The following is a 1,096-nucleotide window of genomic DNA, read 5'->3' on the forward strand; positions in this document are numbered from 1 at the left end:
CCCCCGAGGAACAGGAACAGCGACTGGAAGAAATCAAGAGAGAAGACCGGGAGAGAGGATTTGACCTCTCCCGGGACTTGCTCTTTCGACTGACATTGGTCCAATTGGGAGAGGCAGCATACCGGCTTATTTTGAGCTGCCACCATATCCTGATGGATGGCTGGTGTATGGGGATCTTGTTGGGAGATCTGATGAAACTGTATCGCCAGGCCCGATCAGGTCAGGAGTGGACCGTGGAAGACGGGGTGCCGTACAGTCGCTACATCCGCTGGCTGGAAGAACAGGATGAGGAAGAGGCGTTTCAATACTGGCAGGAGTATCTGGAAGGGTTCCAAGAAGTGACGGGCTTGCCGCGTGGCTCCAAGGGCTCATCGGGGATGGCGGAGGAGATCTTCCATTGGGAGGAAGAGTGGACGGAACGACTGACCCGGTTGGCCCGGAAACACCAGGTGACTGTAAATACCGTGTTTCAGACCTTGTGGGGCCTGTTGCTGATGAAGATGAATGATACGGAAGATGTCACCTTTGGAGCGGTGGTATCGGGTCGTCCGGCGGAGATCCCGCAGGTGGAACAGATCGTGGGACTGTTCATCAATACCGTTCCGGTCCGGATCCAGTTAAAAGAGAAGGAGACCTTTTCCGAATTGGTGAAGCGTGTGCAGGAAGTCGCGCTGAGATCGGAGCGGATGCACTATGTGCAACTGGCGGAAGTGCAAAACCGGGCAGGGGTTCGGGGCGAGTTGTTTGATCATATCGTCGCCTTTGAGAACTATCCGGTGAACCTGGAGGAAATGGATGATCCGGAGGGTTTGGGTTTCCGGTTCACAGGGATGGAAGCCTTTGAAAAAACCAATTACGGGCTGAGTCTGCAGGTGCATCACGGCCGGGAATTGGTGATGAAGGTGCTTTACGATGAAGGGGAATATGACCGGGAGATGGTGGGAACACTGCCGGGACGTCTGAAAAGGATCCTGGAACAGGTGATGGATGCACCGGAGTGTCCGGTGGGGTCGGTCCGGCTGACCGATGCGGAGGAAGAGAGACAACTTTTGCACACCTTCAACGACACCCGGGTGTCGTATCCGAAGGATGCGAC

General features: G+C 55.3%; 1 protein-coding gene. It reads left to right on the top strand.

Going from position 1 to position 1,096, the window contains the following annotated elements:
- Positions 1 to 1,096 (top strand): condensation domain-containing protein (locus IEV46_RS17815; RefSeq protein WP_229736215.1); only part of this gene is annotated, 1,096 nt, incomplete at both ends.

Source organism: Kroppenstedtia guangzhouensis (assembly GCF_014637345.1).
GTDB classification, from domain to species: Bacteria; Bacillota; Bacilli; order Thermoactinomycetales; family DSM-45169; genus Kroppenstedtia; species Kroppenstedtia guangzhouensis.